The following is a 16886-nucleotide window of genomic DNA, read 5'->3' on the forward strand; positions in this document are numbered from 1 at the left end:
GATGAGCGACAGTCCAGCCCCCCGAGGGCACGGAGCGGAAGCCCCGTCTGCCCCCCGACGCCATGCACGCACTCTCGCCGCACCGGGCGCCACCCCAAGTACATCCAGTACGTGGGGCGACGCCCGGCACGCCGAGAGCACGCACCTGACGCCGCTGGGCCCGCCCTCCGGGCGGACGACGGGGCTTCCGCCCCGCCCCCTCGCCGACCCGCATCTCGTCTACGACCCCGTCGCGGGTGACGGTCCGAAGGACGTGGTGATCCTCGGCTCCACCGGGTCGATCGGCACCCAGGCCATCGATCTCGTGCTGCGCAACCCCGACCGCTTCCGGGTCACCGCCCTGTCCGCCAACGGCGGCCGCGTCGCCCTCCTCGCCGAGCAGGCGCACCAGCTCCGGGCGCGGACCGTCGCGGTCGCCCGCGAGGACGCCGTACCGGCGCTGCGCGAGGCCCTCGCCGCCGCGTACGGCCCGGGGGAGCCGCTGCCGGAGATCCTCGCCGGTCCCGACGCGGCCGCCCAGCTCGCCGCCTCCGACTGCCACACCGTGCTCAACGGCATCACCGGTTCCATCGGCCTCGCCCCCACCCTCGCCGCCCTGGAGGCGGGCCGCACCCTCGCGCTCGCCAACAAGGAGTCGCTCATCGTGGGCGGCCCGCTGGTGAAGGCGCTCGCCAAGCCCGGCCAGATCATCCCCGTCGACTCCGAGCACGCCGCCCTCTTCCAGGCCCTCGCCGCCGGCACCCGCGCCGACGTCCGCAAGCTCGTCGTCACCGCCTCCGGCGGCCCCTTCCGCGGCCGTACGAAGGAACAGCTGGCGGACGTGACCGTCGAGGACGCCCTCGCGCACCCCACCTGGGCCATGGGCCCGGTGATCACGATCAACTCCGCGACCCTCGTCAACAAGGGCCTGGAGGTCATCGAGGCACACCTGCTCTACGACATTCCCTTCGACCGCATTGAGGTGGTCGTGCACCCGCAGTCGTATGTCCACTCGATGATTGAGTTCACCGACGGATCGACACTGGCCCAGGCGACCCCGCCCGACATGCGCGGGCCGATCGCCATCGGTCTCGGCTGGCCCGAGCGCATCCCCGACGCCGCGCCCGCCTTCGACTGGAGCACGGCCTCCACCTGGGAGTTCTTCCCCCTGGACAACGAGGCCTTCCCCTCCGTGAACCTCGCCCGCCGCGTGGGCGAGCTCGCAGGCACCGCGCCCGCGGTGTTCAATGCGGCCAACGAGGAGTGCGTCGAGGCCTTCCGCCGCGGCGCGCTGCCCTTCAACGGGATCATGGAGACGGTGACCCGGGTGGTCGAGGAGCACGGCACCCCGGTCACGGGAACCCCGCTCACCGTGTCGGACGTCCTCGAAGCGGAGACCTGGGCCCGTGGCCGGGCCCGGGAACTGGCGGCACAGACGGCGGAGGCCCGTGCATGACGACCTTGATGTTCTTCCTCGGCATAGTGGTCTTCGCGCTCGGCCTGCTGGCGTCGATCGCCTGGCACGAGCTGGGGCACCTGTCCACGGCCAAGCTCTTCGGCATCCGCGTCCCCCAGTACATGGTCGGCTTCGGACCCACCATCTGGTCACGCAAGAAGGGCGAGACCGAGTACGGCGTCAAGGCCATCCCCTTCGGCGGCTACATCCGCATGATCGGCATGTTCCCGCCCGGCGACGACGGCCGGATCGTGGCCCGCTCCACCTCGCCCTGGCGCGGCATGATCGAGGACGCCCGCTCGGCCGCCTTCGAGGAGCTCCAGCCGGGTGACGAGACCCGCCTGTTCTACACGCGCAAGCCGTGGAAACGGGTCATCGTCATGTTCGCCGGCCCGTTCATGAACCTGATCCTCGCCTTCGGCCTGTTCCTCACCGTGCTGATGGGCTTCGGCATCCAGCAGCAGACCACCAGCGTCGAGTCCGTCTCCCCCTGTGTGATCTCCCAGAGCGAGAACCGCGACGACTGCAAGAAGTCCGACCCGCCCTCCCCGGCCGCCGCCGCGGGCATGAAGGCCGGCGACAGGATCGTCGCCTTCGCCGGCGTCCGGACCGACGACTGGAACAAGCTCTCCGACCTGATCCGCGACAGCGCCGGCAAGAACGTGCCGATCGTCGTCGACCGGGACGGCACGGAAATGACCCTGCACGCCACCATCGCCACCAACCTGGTCGCGAAGAAGGACTCCAGCGGGGCCTACGTCCAGGGCAAGTACGTCAAGGCCGGCTTCCTCGGCTTCAGCGCCGCCACCGGCGTCGTCCAGCAGGACTTCGGCCAGTCCGTGACCTGGATGACCGACCGGGTCGGCGACGCGATCGACTCCCTCGCCGCCCTGCCCTCGAAGATCCCCGCCCTGTGGGACGCCGCCTTCGGCGACGGACCGCGCCAACCGGACTCCCCGATGGGCATCGTCGGCGCCGCCCGCGTCAGCGGCGACATCGCCACCCTCGACATCCCCGCCTCCCAGCAGCTCGCCATGTTCGTGATGCTGCTGGCCGGCTTCAACCTCTCCCTGTTCCTGTTCAACATGCTCCCGCTGCTCCCGCTCGACGGCGGGCACATCGCGGGCGCCCTGTGGGAGTCGCTGCGCCGCAACCTGGCGCGGGTGCTGCGCCGCCCGGACCCGGGCCCGTTCGACGTGGCGAAGCTGATGCCGGTGGCGTACGTGGTGGCCGGGATCTTCATCTGCTTCACCGTGCTCGTCCTGATCGCGGACGTGGTCAACCCGGTGAGAATCTCCTAGCCATCCACTGTTCACGACGGCCGGGCGCCCCTGGGGCCCGGCCGTCGTCCGTTCCGGGGGTTTGACGGGAGGGATGTGCCCGGGACGGGGGCCGTGCCGTAATCTCGAAGGCCGGAGCCCGCTGCTCACGGGACCGGGGCCTTGATCCACGACTTGGGGTTTGACAGCAGATGACTGCGATTTCTCTCGGCATGCCGTCCGTTCCGACCAAGCTCGCCGAGCGCCGCAAGAGCCGGCAGATCCAGGTCGGGTCCGTGGCGGTCGGCGGCGACGCGCCCGTGTCCGTGCAGTCCATGACCACCACCCGCACGTCCGACATCGGCGCCACGCTCCAGCAGATCGCCGAGCTGACCGCGTCCGGCTGCCAGATCGTCCGCGTGGCCTGCCCCACCCAGGACGACGCCGACGCCCTCGCGACCATCGCCCGCAAGTCGCAGATCCCGGTCATCGCCGACATCCACTTCCAGCCGAAGTACGTCTTCGCCGCCATCGAGGCGGGCTGCGCGGCCGTGCGCGTCAACCCCGGCAACATCAAGCAGTTCGACGACAAGGTCAAGGAGATCGCCAAGGCGGCGAAGGACCACGGCACGCCGATCCGCATCGGCGTGAACGCCGGCTCCCTCGACCGGCGCCTGCTCCAGAAGTACGGCAAGGCCACCCCCGAGGCGCTCGTCGAGTCCGCCCTGTGGGAGGCGTCCCTCTTCGAGGAGCACGACTTCCGCGACATCAAGATCTCGGTCAAGCACAACGACCCGGTCGTGATGATCGAGGCCTACAAGCAGCTCGCCGCCCAGTGCGACTACCCCCTCCACCTCGGCGTCACCGAGGCCGGCCCGGCCTTCCAGGGCACCATCAAGTCGGCCGTCGCCTTCGGCGCCCTCCTCTCCCAGGGCATCGGCGACACCATCCGCGTCTCCCTGTCCGCGCCGCCGGTCGAGGAGATCAAGGTCGGCAACCAGATCCTGGAGTCCCTCGGACTGCGCCCCCGCCGCCTGGAGATCGTCTCCTGCCCGTCCTGCGGCCGCGCCCAGGTCGATGTCTACAAGCTGGCCGAGGAGGTCACCGCCGGCCTGGAGGGCATGGAGGTCCCGCTGCGCGTGGCCGTCATGGGCTGCGTGGTGAACGGCCCGGGCGAGGCCCGCGAGGCCGACCTCGGCGTCGCCTCCGGCAACGGCAAGGGCCAGATCTTCGTCAAGGGCGAGGTCATCAAGACGGTCCCGGAGTCCAAGATCGTGGAAACCCTCATCGAGGAGGCGATGAAGATCGCCGAGCAGATGGAGGCGGAGGGCGCGGAGTCCGGCGAACCGACGGTCTCGGTAGCGGGCTGAAGCCATCGGCGCACGAGTTCTGGAGCGCCCCGAAAGGGGCGCGGGGAACTGCGCGATCAGCCACGAACAACCCGCACCCGCCCGAAGACACAAGCCCACCGAGCTGGAGGGCGCACGGCCCAAGCAGCGCGGCTATAGTGCGGAAATCAAGCAGACCCCACCCGTGAGGCCCCGCGCGTGTTGACCCAGACGACCTCCCGGGTCCTCGAACCGAGCGACCTGGACGCCGCGCTCGCCGTCCTCGACCGCGAGCCCGTCACGAACGCCTTCGTGACCTCCCGCGTCCAGGTCGCCGGCCTCGACCCGTGGCGCCTGGGCGGCGAGATGTGGGGCTGGTACGAGGACGGCCTGCTGACGTCCCTGTGCTACGCGGGCGCCAACCTCGTCCCGATCTGCGCCACCCCGCGCGCGGTCCGCGCCTTCGCCGACCGCGCGCGACGGGCCGGCCGCCGCTGCTCCTCGATCGTCGGCCCCGCCGGCCCCACCGCCGCGCTCTGGCGCCTGCTCGAACCCCACTGGGGCCCCGCCCGCGACGTCCGCGCCCACCAGCCCCTCATGATCACCGACCGCATGCCGGCCGACATCGCCCCGGATCCGTACGTCCGCCGCGTCCGCAAGGACGAGATGGAGACGATCATGCCGGCGTGCGTGGCGATGTTCACCGAGGAGGTCGGCATCTCCCCGCTGGCCGGCGACGGCGGCCTCCTCTACCAGGCGAGAGTCGCCGAACTGGTCGGCGCCGGCCGCTCCTTCGCCCGCCTCGACGACGCGGGCCGGGTCGTCTTCAAGGCGGAGATCGGCGCGGCGACCCCCCATGCCTGCCAGATCCAGGGTGTGTGGGTGGCCCCCGAGTACCGGGGCAGGGGACTGGCGGCCCCGGGCATGGCGGCGGTCCTGCGCTACGCCCTCGCGGACGTGGCCCCGGTGGTGAGCCTCTACGTGAACGACTTCAACACCGCGGCGCGCAGGACGTACACGAGAGTCGGCTTCCAGGAGGTCGGCGCCTTCATGAGTGTGCTGTTCTGACTCACCTGTACGCTCCCCGCATGGACCTCGTCATCGGCCCCCTGGACCTCTCGGCACACGTGGACGAGGCATTGGCGGTCCAAGCCGTGGCCTTCGGACTGGGCCCGGACGAGGTGGCCGTGCGCCGGCAGATCGTGCTGCGCCACATGACCTTCCCGGGCTCCCGGGCCCTGGGCGCCACCACGGCCGACGGCCGCCTCGTCGGCTTCGTCTACGGGATGCCCAACGACCGCACCCACTGGTGGTCCACCGTCGTCGAGCCCTATCTGCGCGCCCGGGACAACGAGTACTGGCTCGACGACTCCTTCGTCATCACCGAACTCCACGTCCACCCCGCCCACCAGAACCGCGGCGCCGGCCGTGCCCTGATCACCACGATCACCGACGGCGCCGCCCAGCCCCGCTCGATCCTCTCGGCGATCGACACGGAGAGCCCCGCCCGCGCCCTCTACCGCTCCCTCGGCTACCGGGACCTCGCCCGCCAGGTCCTCTTCCCCAGCGCCCCCCGCCCGTACGCCGTGATGGGCGCGCCCCTTCCCCTCCTGCGGAAGTAACGATTTCCGGCGGGGCCCGGCGCCCGGCTAACCTCCTTGCCATCACCCAAAACCAGCAGGAGTACGAGAACCATGGCGAACGCACCGGTCCAGCGCATGTCGAACTTGATGGCCAAGACGCTGCGCGACGACCCGGCCGACGCCGAGGTACTCAGCCACAAGCTCCTCGTCCGCGCCGGCTACGTCCGCCGTACCGCCGCCGGGATCTGGAGCTGGCTGCCGCTCGGCAAGAAGGTCCTGGCCAACGTGGAGCGCATCGTCCGCGAGGAGATGGACGCCATCGGCGCCCAGGAGGTGCTGCTCCCGGCCCTGCTGCCGCGTGAGCCCTACGACGCCACGGGCCGCTGGGACGAGTACGGCCAGGAGCTGTTCCGCCTCAAGGACCGCAAGGGCGGCGACTACCTCCTCGGCCCCACCCACGAGGAGATCTTCACCCTGCTGGTGAAGGACCAGGCGTCCTCCTACAAGGACCTGCCGGTCATCCTCTACCAGATCCAGCACAAGTACCGCGACGAGGCCCGCCCGCGGGCCGGCATCCTGCGCGGCCGCGAGTTCCTGATGAAGGACTCGTACTCCTTCGACACGGAGGACGAGGGCCTCGCCCGGTCGTACGCCCTGCACCGCCAGGCCTACCAGCGCGTCTTCGAGCGCCTCGGCCTCGACTACCGCATCTGCGCCGCCACCGCCGGCGCGATGGGCGGCTCGAAGTCGGAGGAGTTCCTCGCCCCGGCCGGCGCCGGCGAGGACACCTTCGCGGACTGCCCGAACTGCGACTTCGCGGCGAACACCGAGGCGATCACCTACGAGCTGAAGCCGGTCGACGGCTCCGGCGTCGCGGCCGCCGAGGAGATCCCGACCCCGGACACCCCCACCATCGAGACCCTCGCCGCCTCCCTCGGCGTCCCGGCCTCCGCCACCCTGAAGAACCTCCTCGTGAAGGTCGACGGCGAGATCGTCGCCGTCGGCGTCCCCGGCGACCGCGAGGTCGACCTGGACAAGGTCGAGGCGCACTTCGCCCCGAAGACCGTCGAGATGGTCACCGAGGCCGACTTCGCGGGCCGCCCGGACCTGGTCCGCGGCTACGTCGGCCCGCAGGGCCTGGGCGAGAAGGTCACCTACCTCGCCGACCCGCGCGTCGCCCCCGGCACCTCCTGGATCACCGGTGCCAACAAGGAGGGCATGCACGCCAAGAACGTCGTCGCGGGCCGCGACTTCGAGGTCGACGAGTACGTCGACGTCGTCGTCGTCCAGGAGGGCGACCCCTGCCCGAAGTGCGGCACCGGCCTCAAGCTGGACCGCGCCATCGAGATCGGCCACATCTTCCAGCTCGGCCGCAAGTACGCCGACGCCCTCAAGCTGGACGTCCTCGGCCAGAACGGCAAGCCGGTCCGCGTCACCATGGGCTCCTACGGCATCGGCGTCTCCCGCGCGGTCGCGGCCCTCGCCGAGCAGACCGCCGACGACAAGGGCCTGTGCTGGCCCAAGGAGGTCGCCCCGGCCGACGTGCACGTCGTCGCCGCCGGCAAGGCCCTGCAGACCGAACTCGCCCTCGACGTCTCCGAGAAGCTCGCGGCGGCCGGCCTGCGCGTCCTGGTGGACGACCGGGCGGGCGTCTCGCCGGGCGTGAAGTTCACCGACTCCGAGCTGATGGGCGTACCGCAGATCCTGGTGGCGGGCCGGCGTGCCGCCGAGGGCGTGCTGGAGCTGAAGGACCGCAGGACCGGCGAGCGCGAGGAGCTCACCGTCGACGAGGCGATCGCCCGCCTGACCGCGTAACGGAATCACTGGGGCCGTTCCCCGACCGCAGGACATGACACAGCGTCACTGCGGAGGGGAACGGCCGAGGTCGAACGCCCGGCGCGCAAAGGGGCACGGGGAACAACGCGACAAGCCCCCACACACCCGCACCCGGCAACCGAACCCCTAAAGCCACCCGGCGAATTCGAGCAACAGCTCCGCATCCACGGCCCGCCCCACCCGCTTCGCCCGCACCCCCGACTCCACGGCCCGGAACAGCGTCCACCCCCGCAGCCGCTCCTGATCCACCTCCAACGACTCGGCCAGCTTCTTCACCCGCCGTCGAGTGGCAGCCGCCCCCGAGGGCGAGGCGATCAGATCCTCCACCCGGTCCCGCACCAGCCGAGCCAGATCGAAGGCACACTCGCCGACCACGGGATCCGCGCCCACGGCGAGCCACGGCGACCGCTCCCCGGCCAGCACCTTGCTCTGCCGGAACGTCCCGTGCAGCAACCGCTCCTCGGGCGGCGCCCCCAGCAGCTCCTCCCGAGCGGCCAGGGCGACGTCCACCAGAGGCGCCACGTCCGCGTCGGCCGCCGCGGACGCCCGCATGGCCTCCGCCTGCCGCCCGGTCCGCGCGGCCACCGTCTCGAACCCATGACCGACCGGCGGCTCGACCCACAGCCGCCGCAGCGCCCCCGCCGCCTCCAGCAGCGCCTTCGCCTCCGGCAGCGACCGCACCGACACGTCCGGCTGCAACCGCTCCAGCAGCAGCGCCCCGTCCCCGGCCCGCTCCTCCAGCAGCTCCACGGCGCCCAGCCCGCCCCAGTGCGCCAGCGCGGCCCGTTCGGCCTCGGGCCGGAACCGCGGCGGCGCCAGCTTCAGCACCGCCGGGCTGCCGTCCGCGCGCCGGACCAGGACGACCAGGCTGCTGCGGCCCCCGGGGACCTGCACCCGCTCCACGGTCAACTCGCGTAGCGAGACGGCCTGTCGCACCGTCTCCGGCAGCTTCTCCAACCAGTCGTCACCGTCGGGTGCCGTCTCGCCGAGCGCCCTGACCAGACGCTGCGGCGGTTCGAAAGCCATGCGCGAGTCGTTCCCTTCCTGGTCCAGGTCACACCGACGGCGTCGCCGACGGGGACACCGGGGCCGACGCCCCGGCCGCGGCCGTGCCCGCACGCTCGGCGAGCCCAGGGAAGGCTACGCTCCCACCGCGCCAGCGCACCGCCCGGACCGCCGCCTCCCGCAGCGCCCCGGCCGCCTCCCGCCGCCGCGCGCCCGTCGTCGCCCGCACCAGGTCGGAGTACACACCGGCCACCCGGTCCTCCATCTCGGCGGCGAGCCGGACCGCCGCGGCCGAGTCGGGGACCGCGAACGGCAGCGCGTACGCGGCGCTCGCCGCGGCGGGGGTCGCACCCCGGTCGCGCAGCTCGCGCGTGAGCGCGTCCCGGCGCGCCCGGTGGGCGTCGTACGCCCCCCGCGCCTCCGTGCGCCGGCCCTCGCGGATCCGCCCGCCGACCACGCCGTACCCGTACACGGCGGCGTGTTCGGCCGCCAGCGCCGCCTGGAGCGCTCGAAGCTCCTCGTCCGTGCCGCTCACTTGGCTCCCTCCGTCAGCAGAAACGCGTGCGCCGCCCCGGCCGCGGCCACCGAGGCCAGCAGCCGCGCCAGCTCGCCCGGGACACCGGCCAGTGCCGCCATCCGCGCATCGGACAGCGCCCGCTCGGCCCCGGCGAGCGCGACGAGAGCGCTCTTCGGATCCACCGGCACGGCGGGGGAGACGGCGGCGGGGCCGGAGGCCGAGGGCGATGGCGGGACCGGAGCGGAGGCCGCGGGCGAGCCCGGAGCCGAGGCCGAGGGTGGTGACGAAGCCCCCGCCCGCGCCGATGCCCCCGGCGGAGCCGACGACGTGGGCGATGCCGGAGCCGATGCCGAGGGCGGGCTCGAAGCCCCCGCTGACGCCGGTGCCGATGTCGACGCCGATGCCGAGGACGAAGCCGGCGCCGAAGCCGAGGCCGACGCCGAGACCGGTGCGCCCCCGAACGCCTCCAAGTGTCGCGCGACCTCCGCCCTGAGCGGTGTCAGCCGTGCCGCCAGTGCCGGATGGGCGGCGAGGACGGCGTCGTAGTGCTCCGCGAGCCCCGCGCTGTCCCGCGCCGCACGCGCGCGTGCGCGTTCGGCCGGCGACGGCCCGGCGCCCTCGCTCTCCTCCTGGGTCGAGCCGTCGCCCCCGGACGAGCAGCCCACGAGCAGGGCGGCCCCGGCGGCCGAGGCGAGCAGGGATCTTCTGCGCGGCCCCGAGGGGGTGCGCGGCGGCGGGGGGTACGGCACTGCAGACGTCCTCGGGGGTCTCGTACGAAGAAGGGAAGGCGGGCCGCGGGCCCGTGATCACGGTACCCGCGCCCCCGCCCGGGACCACTCACCGGCACCGCCGAGGGCCACGCTCCGGCACCGTCCGTACACAGGTGGACGGCAACACACCCCGCGACCGGATACCCTTTGACCAGACACGCGACCCATCCCACAACAGCACACGCGGCCGAGGAGTCACCCGGATGAGCACCACCCAGAGCGAGAGGCTGCGAGAGCTCCTGGAACCGCTCGTCGCCTCCCAGGGCCTGGATCTCGAAGAGATCGCAGTGGACTCCGTCGGACGCAAGCGAGTGCTGCGCGTCGTCGTCGACTCCGACACCGGGGCGGACCTGGACCAGATCGCCGATGTGAGCCGCGCGCTCTCGGCGAAGCTCGACGAGACGGACGTGATGGGAACGGCGGCGTACGACCTGGAGGTCGGCACGCCCGGCGCCGAGCGCGCCCTGACGGAGCACCGGCACTACGTGCGCGCGGTCGACCGCCTGGTGAGGTTCCAGCTCACCGAGGGCGGCGACCTGGTGGCCCGGATCCTGAAGGTCGACGACGAAGGCGTCGACCTGGAGGTGCCCGGGGTCAAGGGCCGCAAGCCCACCGCACGCAGACTCGCCTTCTCGGACATCGCCAAGGCACGCGTGCAGGTCGAGTTCAATCGCAAGGACAAGCACGAAGAGGAAGCAGAGGAGGCGTAGCCGTGGACATCGACATGAGTGCCCTGCGGGGCTTGGTACGGGAGAAGGAGATCTCCTTCGACCTGCTGGTCGAGGCGATCGAGTCGGCCCTCCTCATCGCCTACCACCGCACCGAGGGAAGCCGCCGACACGCGCGCGTGGAGCTCAACCGGGAGACCGGGCATGTGACCGTGTGGGCGAAGGAGGACCCCGAGGACCTCGAAGAGGGCCAGGAGCCCCGCGAGTTCGACGACACCCCGTCCGGCTTCGGCCGTATCGCCGCCACCACGGCCAAGCAGGTGATTCTGCAGCGCCTGCGCGACGCCGAGGACGACGCGACGCTCGGCGAGTACGCCGGCCGCGAGGGCGACATCGTCACCGGCGTGGTCCAGCAGGGCCGCGACCCCAAGAACGTGCTCGTGGACATCGGCAAGCTGGAGGCCATCCTGCCGGTGCAGGAGCAGGTGCCCGGCGAGACCTACCCGCACGGCATGCGGCTGCGCTCGTATGTCGTCCGGGTGGCCAAGGGTGTCCGCGGTCCGTCCGTCACCCTCTCCCGTACGCACCCCAATCTGGTGAAGAAGCTCTTCGCCCTGGAGGTGCCGGAGATCGCCGACGGGTCCGTGGAGATCGCCGCGATCGCCCGTGAGGCAGGTCACCGCACCAAGATCGCCGTACGATCCACCCGTTCGGGCCTGAACGCCAAGGGCGCCTGCATCGGCCCGATGGGTGGCCGGGTGCGCAACGTCATGGGCGAGCTGAACGGCGAGAAGATCGACATCGTCGACTGGTCGGACGACCCGGCGGAGATGGTGGCGAACGCCCTGTCACCCGCACGGGTGTCCAAGGTCGAGGTCGTGGACATGGCCTCCCGGTCCGCCCGGGTGACGGTCCCCGACTACCAGCTGTCCCTGGCGATCGGCAAGGAGGGCCAGAACGCCCGCCTCGCCGCCCGTCTGACCGGCTGGCGCATCGACATCCGGCCCGACACCGAGCAGGCCGCGGAGCCCGCCGGCGCCCAGCCGGGGGAATAGATCCAAGCCGCGGGTCGCTGAGATCACGACAACAACCGTTCGATTCCTTACCCAAACGGGTGAGGTCGGTACGGGGAGGTAGACTTAACCGTGTCTGGCCGGACGCACGCCGGAGCATGCCCTGAACGCACCTGTGTGGGGTGCCGGGAGCGAGCGGCCAAGAGCGATCTGCTGCGCATCGTGGCGATCGAGGACGCCTGCGTCCCCGATCCTCGCGGTACGCTGCCCGGCCGGGGTGCCTACGTGCACCCCGCCTCGGTCTGTCTCGACCAGGCGGTGCGCCGCCGGGCGTTCACGCGGGCACTCCGTGCCCCGGGAGCGCTCGACACAAAGGCGTTGCGCCAGTACGTCGAGCAGACGACAGTTGCTGAACAGGCAACACCGTAAGGAGCGTCACGCGGAACGTCCGCGCGGCTAGGTACCCCGCGAGTTGGAAGTAGGTCGAGATTGCGATGAGCACTCGATGAGCACGCGATGAGTACGCCCATGAAGTAGCGACGGTCCGGACGCAACCCGGACCTAAAAGGAGCGAAGTGGCTAAGGTCCGGGTATACGAACTCGCCAAGGAGTTCGGTGTGGAGAGCAAGGTCGTCATGGCCAAGCTCCAGGAACTCGGTGAATTCGTCCGTTCGGCGTCTTCAACCATCGAAGCGCCCGTAGTCCGCAAACTGACTGACGCCTTCCAGGGCGGCGGCGGCAAGTCCGCCAAGCCCGCCCCGCGCAAGGCCGCCCCCAGGCCCGCGGCGCCGTCCCCGGCGCAGGCGGCCCGTCCGGCCGCGCCGCGGCCGGCTGCCCCCAAGCCCCCCGCGGCCCAGACGCCCGAGGCCCCGGCCCCGGCGGCTCCCGCCGCACCGGCCTCCGGCCCGCGTCCGGTCCCGGGTCCCAAGCCCGCGCCGCGTCCGGCCCCGGCCGCGCCCGAGTTCACCGCCCCGCCGGCGGCTCCGGCCGCCCCGCAGGCACCCGCCGCCCAGGGTCCGCGCCCCGGCGCGCGTCCCGGCGCCGGCGCCCCGCGGCCCGGCGGTCGTCCCGCCGCGCCCGGCCAGGGTCAGCAGGGCGGGCGGGACCAGCGTCCCGCCGCCGCCCAGGGTCCCCGTCAGGGTGGCGCCGGCGCGCCCCGTCCGGGCGCCCGTCCGGCCGGTCCGCGTCCGGGCAACAACCCCTTCACCTCCGGCGGCAACGCCGGCATGGCGCGCCCGCAGGCGCCCCGTCCGCAGGGTGCTCCGCGCCCCGGCGGCCCGGGTGCCCCCGGCGCCGGTCCCCGTCCGCAGACGCCCGGCGCCCAGGGCGGCGGTCCTCGTCCGCAGGCTCCGGGCGGCGCCCGTCCCTCGCCGGCGGGCATGCCCCGTCCGCAGGGCGCGGGTCCCGGCGGTCCGCGTCCCGGCGGTCCGCGTCCGAACCCCGGCATGATGCCGCAGCGTCCCGCTGCCGGCCCGCGTCCCGGCGGTGGCCCCGGCGGCCGCGGTCCGGGCGGTGCGGGTCGTCCCGGCGGTGCCGGTCGTCCCGGCGGCGGCGGGTTCGCCCGTCCCGGTGGCGGCGGTGGCGGTGCCGGTCGTCCCGGTGGCGGCGGCGGCTTCGGCGCCCGTCCCGGTGGCGGCGGCTTCGGCGGCGGTCCCGGTGGCGGCGGTGGCGGCGCGGGTCGTCCCGGCGGCTTCGGCGGCCGTCCCGGCGGTCCCGGTGGCCGCGGTGGCACGCAGGGCGCCTTCGGTCGTCCCGGTGGTCCCGCGCGTCGTGGCCGCAAGTCGAAGCGGCAGCGTCGCCAGGAGTACGAGGCCATGCAGGCCCCGAGCGTCGGCGGCGTGATGCTGCCGCGCGGCAACGGCGAGACCATCCGTCTCTCCCGCGGCGCGTCGCTCACCGACTTCGCCGAGAAGATCAACGCCAACCCGGCGTCGCTCGTCGCGGTCATGATGAACCTCGGTGAGATGGTCACCGCCACGCAGTCCGTCTCCGACGAGACGCTCCAGCTCCTCGCGGGCGAGATGAACTACGCGGTTCAGATCGTCAGCCCCGAGGAGGAGGACCGCGAGCTGCTCGAGTCCTTCGACATCGAGTTCGGCGAGGACGAGGGCGACGAGGAGGACCTGGTGGTCCGCCCGCCGGTCGTCACCGTCATGGGTCACGTCGACCACGGTAAGACCCGACTGCTCGACGCCATCCGCAAGACGAACGTCATCGCGGGCGAGGCCGGCGGCATCACCCAGCACATCGGTGCCTACCAGGTCTCGACCGAGGTCAACGACGAAGAGCGCAAGATCACCTTCATCGACACCCCGGGTCACGAGGCGTTCACCGCCATGCGTGCCCGTGGTGCGCGGTCGACGGACATCGCGATCCTCGTCGTCGCGGCCAACGACGGCGTCATGCCGCAGACGGTCGAGGCGCTGAACCACGCCAAGGCGGCCGACGTGCCGATCGTCGTCGCGGTCAACAAGATCGACGTCGAGGGCGCCGACCCGACCAAGGTGCGCGGTCAGCTGACCGAGTACGGCCTGGTGGCCGAGGAGTACGGCGGCGACACCATGTTCGTCGACATCTCCGCCAAGCAGGGTCTGCACATCGACTCCCTGCTGGAGGCCGTGGTCCTCACCGCGGACGCCTCGCTCGACCTGCGGGCCAACCCGAACCAGGACGCGCAGGGCATCGCGATCGAGTCCCGCCTCGACCGCGGCCGCGGCGCCGTGTCGACGGTCCTCGTCCAGCGAGGCACGCTGCGGGTCGGCGACACCATGGTGGTCGGCGACGCGTACGGCCGAGTCCGGGCGATGCACGACGACAACGGCAACAGCGTGGCCGAGGCCGGCCCGTCGACGCCGGTCCAGGTCCTGGGCCTGACCAACGTCCCGGGTGCGGGCGACAACTTCCTGGTGGTCGACGAGGACCGTACGGCCCGTCAGATCGCCGAGAAGCGCGCCGCCCGTGAGCGCAACGCCGCGTTCGCCAAGCGCACGCGCCGCGTCTCCCTCGAGGACCTGGACAAGGTGCTCAAGGCCGGCGAGGTCCAGCAGCTCAACCTCATCATCAAGGGTGACGCTTCTGGTTCCGTCGAGGCCCTGGAGTCCTCCCTGCTCCAGCTGGACGTCGGCGAAGAGGTCGACATCCGCGTCCTGCACCGCGGCGTCGGTGCGGTCACGGAGTCCGACATCGACCTGGCGATGGGCTCCGACGCCATCGTGATCGGCTTCAACGTCCGCGCGGCCGGCCGCGCGGCGCAGATGGCCGAGCGCGAGGGCGTGGACGTCCGGTACTACTCGGTCATCTACCAGGCGATCGAGGAGATCGAGGCGGCCCTCAAGGGCATGCTCAAGCCGGAGTACGAAGAGGTCGAGCTCGGTACGGCGGAGATCCGCGAGGTCTTCAAGTCGTCCAAGCTGGGCAACATCGCCGGTGTCCTCATCCGCTCGGGCGAGGTCAAGCGCAACACCAAGGCGCGCCTCATCCGCGACGGCAAGGTGGTCGCGGAGAACCTCAACATCGAGGGTCTGCGTCGCTTCAAGGACGACGTCACCGAGATCCGCGAAGGCTACGAGGGTGGTATCAACCTCGGAAACTTCAACGACATCAAGGTCGACGACGTCATCGCGACGTACGAGATGCGCGAGAAGCCGCGCGCGTGACCTGACACGCGACCGGGGCCGGTCGGCGGAAGTTATTTCCGTCGATCGGCCCCGGCCGTTGCGTGTACGGTTCCCGTATCGGCGTCGCAGCCTGAGCCTGGCGCCCGTACCCCGAACCGGCGGGACATCCGGACACACATGTATGTGGGGACTCTGTCCTTCGACCTGCTCCTCGGCGACGTCCACTCGCTGAAGGAAAAGCGTTCCGTCGTCCGTCCGATCATCGCCGAACTCCAGCGCAAATACGCGGTGAGTGTGGCCGAGACGGACAACCACGACCTCCATCGCAGGGCCGGGATCGGGCTCGCGGTCGTCTCCGGGGACGCGGGACACCTCGCCGACGTACTGGACCGCTGTGAGCGGCTGGTCGCCGCGCGGCCGGAGGTGGAACTGCTCTCGGTTCGACGCAGGCTCCACAGCGACGAAGACTGAAGCAAGAAGAATGCATTTAAGGAGACGGACCAGTGGCCGACAACGCGCGGGCCAAGAGGCTGGCGGACCTCATCCGAGAAGTGGTGGCCCAGAAGCTGCAGCGCGGGATCAAGGACCCGCGGCTCGGCACTCACGTCACCATCACGGACACCCGGGTCACGGGTGACCTCAGGGAGGCGACCGTCTTCTACACGGTGTACGGCGACGAGGAGGAGCGTACGGCCGCCGCGGCGGGCCTGGAGAGCGCCAAGGGCATCCTGCGCTCCGAGGTCGGCCGGGCCGCCGGAGTGAAGTTCACGCCGACGCTCACCTTCGTCGCCGACGCCCTCCCGGACAACGCGCGCACCATCGAGGACCTCCTCGACCGGGCGCGTGCCTCCGACGAGAAGGTGCGCGAGGCGTCCGCCGGCGCGGACTACGCGGCCGGGGCCGACCCCTACCGCAAGCCCGGTGACGACGAGACGGACGACACCGCCGAATGAACCGCAAGCCCACCGCGCCCGACGGTCTTGTCATCGTGGACAAGCCGTCGGGCTTCACTTCGCACGACGTCGTGGCCAAGATGCGCGGCATCGCCCGCACCCGCCGCGTCGGCCACGCCGGCACCCTCGACCCCATGGCGACGGGCGTCCTCGTCCTCGGCGTGGAGCGGGCCACCAAGCTCCTCGGGCATCTCGCCCTCACCGAGAAGGAGTACCTGGGGACCGTCCGGCTCGGCCAGAACACCCTCACCGACGACGCCGAGGGGGAGATCACCTCCTCCACCGACGCCTCCAAGGTCACCCGGGACGCCGTCGACGCCGGCATCGCCAAGCTGACCGGCGAGATCATGCAGGTCCCGTCCAAGGTCAGCGCCATCAAGATCGACGGGGTGCGCTCCTACAAGCGGGCCCGCGAGGGCGAGGAGTTCGAGATCCCCGCCCGCCCCGTCACCATCTCCTCCTTCGAGGTGTACGACATCCGTGACGCCGTCGCCGAGGACGGCACGCCCGTCCTGGACCTGGTCGTCTCGGTGGTCTGCTCCTCCGGCACCTACATCCGGGCCCTCGCCCGCGACCTGGGCGCCGACCTGGGCGTCGGCGGCCATCTCACCGCCCTGCGCCGCACCCGCGTCGGCCCGTACAAGCTGGACGCCGCCCGGACGCTCGACCAGCTCCAGCAGGAGCTGACGGTCATGCCGATCGCGGAGGCCGCCGCGGCCGCCTTCCAGCGCTGGGACGTCGACGCCAAGCGCGCCCGGCTGCTCACCAACGGCGTCCGCCTGGAGATGCCCGACACCTACGCGGGCGCCGGACCGGTCGCCGTCTTCGACCCCGAGGGCCGCTTCCTCGCCCTGGTCGAGGAGCACAAGGGCAAGGCCAAGAGCCTGGCCGTGCTGGCCTGA

16 protein-coding genes are annotated in these 16886 nt (G+C 72.0%); 13 read left to right on the forward strand and 3 right to left on the reverse strand.

Annotation, left to right across the window (positions count from 1 at the left end):
• Position 1 precedes the first annotated feature (1 nt).
• The 6 genes from dxr (at position 2) to ACZ5NW_RS19465 (ending at position 7420) form a co-directional block, all read left to right on the forward strand.
• Positions 2-1435, forward strand: a complete 1434-nt coding sequence (gene dxr / locus ACZ5NW_RS19440) for a 1-deoxy-D-xylulose-5-phosphate reductoisomerase (RefSeq protein ID WP_468745052.1) — start codon at positions 2-4, stop codon at positions 1433-1435.
• Positions 1436-1443: 8 nt separating this feature from the next.
• A complete protein-coding gene (locus tag ACZ5NW_RS19445; protein WP_468745111.1) occupies positions 1444-2736 on the forward strand; it encodes a M50 family metallopeptidase in 1293 nt (430 codons plus the stop codon).
• Between the two features lie 170 nt (positions 2737-2906).
• A complete protein-coding gene (gene ispG, locus ACZ5NW_RS19450; RefSeq protein WP_468745053.1) occupies positions 2907-4064 on the forward strand; it encodes a flavodoxin-dependent (E)-4-hydroxy-3-methylbut-2-enyl-diphosphate synthase in 1158 nt (385 codons plus the stop codon).
• Positions 4065-4241: 177 nt separating this feature from the next.
• A complete protein-coding gene (locus tag ACZ5NW_RS19455; protein WP_468745054.1) occupies positions 4242-5090 on the forward strand; it encodes a GNAT family N-acetyltransferase in 849 nt (282 codons plus the stop codon).
• Between the two features lie 20 nt (positions 5091-5110).
• On the forward strand, positions 5111-5644 hold the full coding sequence (locus ACZ5NW_RS19460; protein WP_468745055.1) for a GNAT family N-acetyltransferase: 534 nt from the start codon (positions 5111-5113) through the stop codon (positions 5642-5644).
• Positions 5645-5716: 72 nt separating this feature from the next.
• Positions 5717-7420: a proline--tRNA ligase gene (locus ACZ5NW_RS19465; RefSeq protein ID WP_468745056.1), complete on the forward strand. Its 1704-nt coding sequence runs from the start codon at positions 5717-5719 to the stop codon at positions 7418-7420.
• Between the two features lie 147 nt (positions 7421-7567).
• Here ACZ5NW_RS19465 and ACZ5NW_RS19470 read toward each other — a convergent pair whose 3' ends face one another.
• From ACZ5NW_RS19470 to ACZ5NW_RS19480, 3 genes are read right to left on the reverse strand one after another with little or no spacing between them, the layout of a single operon-like run.
• Positions 7568-8467 carry an aminoglycoside phosphotransferase family protein gene (locus ACZ5NW_RS19470; protein WP_468745057.1) on the reverse strand — a complete coding sequence of 300 codons (900 nt, stop codon included), beginning with the start codon at positions 8465-8467 and terminating at the stop codon, positions 7568-7570.
• A 28-nt stretch (positions 8468-8495) separates the two neighbouring features.
• Positions 8496-8981, reverse strand: a complete 486-nt coding sequence (locus ACZ5NW_RS19475; protein ID WP_468745058.1) for a ferritin-like domain-containing protein — start codon at positions 8979-8981, stop codon at positions 8496-8498.
• Complete coding sequence (locus ACZ5NW_RS19480; RefSeq protein WP_468745059.1) at positions 8978-9712, reverse strand: hypothetical protein; 735 nt, start codon at positions 9710-9712, stop codon at positions 8978-8980. Before ACZ5NW_RS19480 ends, ACZ5NW_RS19475 begins: the two co-directional genes overlap by 4 nt.
• Before the next feature lie 224 nt (positions 9713-9936).
• Between ACZ5NW_RS19480 and rimP the strand changes: the two genes are divergently transcribed.
• The 7 genes from rimP to truB all read left to right on the forward strand — a co-directional run bounded on the left by rimP (position 9937) and on the right by truB (position 16886).
• Positions 9937-10443 carry a ribosome maturation factor RimP gene (gene rimP / locus ACZ5NW_RS19485; protein ID WP_468745060.1) on the forward strand — a complete coding sequence of 169 codons (507 nt, stop codon included), beginning with the start codon at positions 9937-9939 and terminating at the stop codon, positions 10441-10443.
• Between the two features lie 2 nt (positions 10444-10445).
• Positions 10446-11456 (forward strand): transcription termination factor NusA, encoded by a 1011-nt coding sequence (nusA, locus tag ACZ5NW_RS19490; RefSeq protein WP_468745061.1) that lies wholly within the window; start codon positions 10446-10448, stop codon positions 11454-11456.
• Between the two features lie 90 nt (positions 11457-11546).
• Positions 11547-11843: a YlxR family protein gene (locus ACZ5NW_RS19495; protein WP_468745062.1), complete on the forward strand. Its 297-nt coding sequence runs from the start codon at positions 11547-11549 to the stop codon at positions 11841-11843.
• Positions 11844-11989: 146 nt separating this feature from the next.
• Positions 11990-15070 carry a translation initiation factor IF-2 gene (infB, locus tag ACZ5NW_RS19500; RefSeq protein ID WP_468745063.1) on the forward strand — a complete coding sequence of 1027 codons (3081 nt, stop codon included), beginning with the start codon at positions 11990-11992 and terminating at the stop codon, positions 15068-15070.
• A 138-nt stretch (positions 15071-15208) separates the two neighbouring features.
• Positions 15209-15502 (forward strand): DUF503 domain-containing protein, encoded by a 294-nt coding sequence (locus ACZ5NW_RS19505; protein WP_468745064.1) that lies wholly within the window; start codon positions 15209-15211, stop codon positions 15500-15502.
• A gap of 32 nt (positions 15503-15534) precedes the next feature.
• Entirely contained in the window at positions 15535-15984 is a 450-nt protein-coding gene (gene rbfA / locus ACZ5NW_RS19510; protein ID WP_468745065.1) for a 30S ribosome-binding factor RbfA, read from the forward strand.
• Positions 15981-16886 (forward strand): tRNA pseudouridine(55) synthase TruB, encoded by a 906-nt coding sequence (truB, locus tag ACZ5NW_RS19515; RefSeq protein WP_468745066.1) that lies wholly within the window; start codon positions 15981-15983, stop codon positions 16884-16886. The genes rbfA and truB overlap by 4 nt, the downstream gene beginning before the upstream one ends.

Source organism: Streptomyces sp. NPDC032126, assembly GCF_055580085.1.